Here is a 4,124-nt window from a genome sequence, read left to right on the forward strand (position 1 = left end):
TTCAGAGTGAGAGAAAGGGGGACATTGTCTCTCTTTCCTCTCTGAAAAATAAATGTTTTTATTGCTTATTATCCGCACCCAAAAAGTTGCATTTATAAGTTGAATTCAAGTCTCAATATCTTCCTCACTTTAAAGAGAATAATTCTGCTACTGTAAAAGATATACTTAATAGGGCAAAACTTATTCGGTTAAGACAAGCATCAACGAATCCATCTCTTTTATCAAGAACTTTGAGAGATTCTTTGGAGAATAATGAGTTAAATGGTGAATTTGACCCAAATGCTATTTTTACCACAGATACTGATGAGTTTGTTAATGATTCCGAGTTCTTTAATAAGATTATAAATTATCCAGCAATTGAAACTCCAAAAAAATTTAGAAGCATTTTATCATTGCTTATAGAGGAAATTTTTCCTGAAAACGGAAAGGTAATTATTTGGACTATTTTCATCCAAAATGCTAAAGAATTACAATCTTATTTAAATCAAAACGGAATTAAATCAAAGCTTCTAATTGGAGAAATTCCACAGGAAGAAAGAGAAGAAACTATTAAGGCATTTAATAACCCATTCAATAATGATTTTAAGGTAATTATTGCCAATCCTTTTTCTGTTGCTGAATCAATCTCATTGCATAAAGGTTGTCATAATGCTATCTATTTAGAAAGAGATTACAATTGTTCTAATTTTATTCAATCCAAAGATCGTATTCACAGAGTCGGTTTAGATGAAAATCAATTAACAAAGTATTACTATATACTGTCAAAAGATTCTATAGATGAAGTAATTAATAATCGACTCCGATTGAAAATAGAGCGAATGGAAGAAATTATCAATGATGATATACCTCTTTTTCAGAGAATTGACAATAATGATGAAACAGACATAATTAATGATTTAATCTCTAATTATGCTAGAAGAACTTAGAAGATATAGAAATTTTGGCACTCCAAATTACTTCTTTGAATTACTCAGTACATTAAAAGCAAAACAGGATGCCACATATACAAGAACCGACATTGAAAAATTATTCTATAATCGGGTAATTGATGGTAGAAGTATTTTTGATGGTTGTCTTGAAATAGCCATAAAAACAGAAATACTAGTAGTTGACAACGACTTTCTAACTTTAAGTAACGGTGTTGTTGATTCATTGAATAGTATAAGTCAAATGAGAGATAAATTCGTTGAATATCTTTTCAAGGCATTAAAAGATGATGATGAATTTCACAAAATATTTTGTTCTGATTATTTATCCCACGACATAATTTACAAGTCTCTACAGATAAACAACAGAGCTTTTAGTTTAAAATATTCAAATTTCAAACAGTTGTTGATTGATTTTGAAGCGATTAAAACTCATCCGACAACTGAACTAAATAGTTTTATTATAAATAATCGCTACAAGAAACTATTTGATAAGACCGTATTACCTGAAATCAAAAAAAGAAAGATTGGTATTGAGGATTTTAGGAAAGCAATGGAGCAACAACAAATTTATGGAGAAGAAGCCGAAAAGTTTGTTTTAAATTTTGAATTTGCAAGACTTAATGAGCAGAAAGAAATAGATTGGGTAGCTGAATACATAGTTAATGAGGGTTTCGATATAGCCTCATACAATCACGAGCTTGATGAATTTCCAAATCGTTTTATAGAAGTAAAATCTTATGATGGCAAAACACCATATTTTTTCTGGTCAAGGAATGAGTATTCTGTTGCGAAACTAAAGAAAGATGATTATTGGTTATATTTAGTCAATCGATCAGAAATGAATAACGCTGAGTATGTTCCGATTATGATACAGAATCCATATGAGGAAATACTCAGTAATGATGAAAACTGGGATAAACAAATAGAAAAATATAAAGTTGAGTTAATATGCCAACGCTAAAAGTCATACACATTTGCAATTCGCAACAGCCAACTCGCAAACCAAAAATTGCGAAAGAGTATGTCTTTGCCAACGCTGACAGACAGACGAAAAAAGAACACCGAACGCACAACATCACCTATACGCAAGCAGGGGTTTCGTGCTTCGTAGGACAGTTAAGTAGTAAAATCAAAGTTCAGTTCTTCGTAGGAAGTTCAGTGGTAAAAACCCTGCCTGCGTATAGCTGAGAACCGCCGTTATCTGCAATTTACCAAAAATATCGTATGAAACTGAAATTTAGAATATTATTAATATTTTTTGCATTTACAATTTTATCTTGCAAGAATGAAAAAAGACTTGAAAAAACAGAAATTTTAAGCAATAATTGGGAAGAACTTGAAATAAATACAAGAATTGAAAAAATAGTAATTTCAAAATTTTCTGATTCGGCAGAATATGAAAGAAATCCAAATAATATTGCTTTTAAAATATTGCGTGAAGATGGAAAAGTGGATGTGGAAAAAATTGTGCGAAAAAAAAATTATTTCTCAAAATCTGAAAAAGATAGTTTAACAAAATATATCTATGAATCTGTAACTAAGCCTAAGTTTACAAATATTTTAGCGACCGACCATGCGGGAAGTGTAATTCTAAAATATGACACGGGAAACACGAAATTAATCCGTGAATATCATTCTGTCGGAGATTGGAGTGCAGTTTCTGACATAACTAAAAAAATATATGAAATGTTATCTAAAAAAGTGGAAATATCAAAAAGTTAAAAAACTGCAGGTAACATAGTATTTGCAAAAGGCGGAAAGCGGTGTTGAATTGAAAAGCAGAAATATTTAGTCGCATATGCTTTTCAATTCAACTTTTTTTACTAATTTAGTCTCATTGAAAAAGCATCTGCTACGGTTGGACTGAATTGAACTTTAGGTTCATTTCAGCTCCGCCCTTCGCAAATACTTTTCCCGTTAGCAGAAATTTTATGAAAACAGTCCTCTCAACAATGTTTTACTTAACAATTTTATCTTGTAATAATTCAAATAGCAATAATATGGGGTTTTTTGATAAATTTTTTGGAAAGAAAGAACAATCGGAACAAACTTCAAAACCTAATTCTAACTCTTTAAAAATTGAAAAAACAGCTGAAATGCTGGATGAAGATTTATACTGGAAAATTATTGATAATTCATTAAAAAATTCAGAAAATCAAGATGAACAAGAAAAGTTTCTAATTTCGGAAATTAGCAAATTAACCCCTAAGCAAATGATTGGATTTCGTTTAAGAACCGACAAACTTCTCTACGATACGTATAATTCTGAAATGTGGTGTGCTAGTTATTTAATGAATGGAGGAAGTTCCGATGACGGATTTGAGTATTTTAGAAATTGGGTAATTTCGAGAGGTAAAGATGTTTATTACAAAGCAAAAGAAAATCCTGATACTCTAATTTCTCAAAAAGATTTCGGAGAAGAAGGTTTTTATGAATTTGAACTTTTTTGGTATGTAGCTTTAGAAGCATTCCGACAACGAACAGGACAAGATTTATATGATTTTATTGACGAAGACAATTTTACTACGAAAGAAGGAAATTATCCTGAATTTGAATTTACTTGGAAAGAAGAAAATCCTGAAAGTATGAAAAAAATATGTCCTAAAATTTACGAAGAATTTACGAATAAATAAAAACTTCTGCTAACAAGGGTTTTGCGTCAGGCGGGCTAAAGTGCAAAATTCAGGTTTTGTACTTCTATGAAAATTTGTATATTAGCTGAACATCTTGGCTTCGAAAGCCCGCCCGAACGCAAAGCCCCGAACCGTTAGCAGAAAGTTTATGAAAAACATGCCTCCAAGTTCGAATATGACTGAAATTTTGAAAAATTTTATTGAAACTCAAAATTGGATTTTTGCAAAAACATACGCTCAAACTTATCCTCATGAATATATTGTTCAAGAAAGAGTTGATAACCAATTATTTTTAGAATTGGCGGAATTTATTGATAAAAACGGTTACGAAGAATATTTCTACAATAAGAAACAAATATATTTGGATTACAATGGATTCACATACTGGCATATGGAGAACATAATCAATCGCTGTGTTGTAGAAGATACTTATCATATTAGAAAAATTAATGGAAGACTTCCTAAAAATTAATAAATGTCATTACTCGCAAAGTTTTATACACAAATAAAATCTTCTCAAGAAGATATTGCTTCTGAAGGGTTAAAATATATTCTTCAAAAT

6 protein-coding genes are annotated in these 4,124 nt (G+C 30.5%); all 6 read left to right on the forward strand.

Going from position 1 to position 4,124, the window contains the following annotated elements:
* Positions 1–230: 230 nt before the first annotated feature.
* The 6 genes from VQ048_RS11710 to VQ048_RS11735 all read left to right on the forward strand — a co-directional run bounded on the left by VQ048_RS11710 (position 231) and on the right by VQ048_RS11735 (position 4,034).
* On the forward strand, positions 231–926 hold the full coding sequence (locus tag VQ048_RS11710; protein ID WP_327611855.1) for a helicase-related protein: 696 nt from the start codon (positions 231–233) through the stop codon (positions 924–926).
* Positions 910–1,890 (forward strand): protein NO VEIN domain-containing protein, encoded by a 981-nt coding sequence (locus tag VQ048_RS11715; protein ID WP_327611856.1) that lies wholly within the window; start codon positions 910–912, stop codon positions 1,888–1,890. The genes VQ048_RS11710 and VQ048_RS11715 overlap by 17 nt, the downstream gene beginning before the upstream one ends.
* A complete protein-coding gene (locus VQ048_RS11720; RefSeq protein ID WP_327611857.1) occupies positions 1,878–2,117 on the forward strand; it encodes a hypothetical protein in 240 nt (79 codons plus the stop codon). Before VQ048_RS11715 ends, VQ048_RS11720 begins: the two co-directional genes overlap by 13 nt.
* A gap of 36 nt (positions 2,118–2,153) precedes the next feature.
* Positions 2,154–2,651 carry a hypothetical protein gene (locus VQ048_RS11725; RefSeq protein WP_327611858.1) on the forward strand — a complete coding sequence of 166 codons (498 nt, stop codon included), beginning with the start codon at positions 2,154–2,156 and terminating at the stop codon, positions 2,649–2,651.
* Positions 2,652–2,860: 209 nt separating this feature from the next.
* On the forward strand, positions 2,861–3,562 hold the full coding sequence (locus VQ048_RS11730; RefSeq protein WP_442872826.1) for a DUF4240 domain-containing protein: 702 nt from the start codon (positions 2,861–2,863) through the stop codon (positions 3,560–3,562).
* Between the two features lie 148 nt (positions 3,563–3,710).
* Complete coding sequence (locus VQ048_RS11735) at positions 3,711–4,034, forward strand: hypothetical protein (protein WP_220375467.1); 324 nt, start codon at positions 3,711–3,713, stop codon at positions 4,032–4,034.
* Positions 4,035–4,124 lie beyond the last annotated feature (90 nt).

It is taken from the genome of Bergeyella anatis (assembly GCF_036016955.1).
GTDB lineage: Bacteria > Bacteroidota > Bacteroidia > Flavobacteriales > Weeksellaceae > JAYWXI01.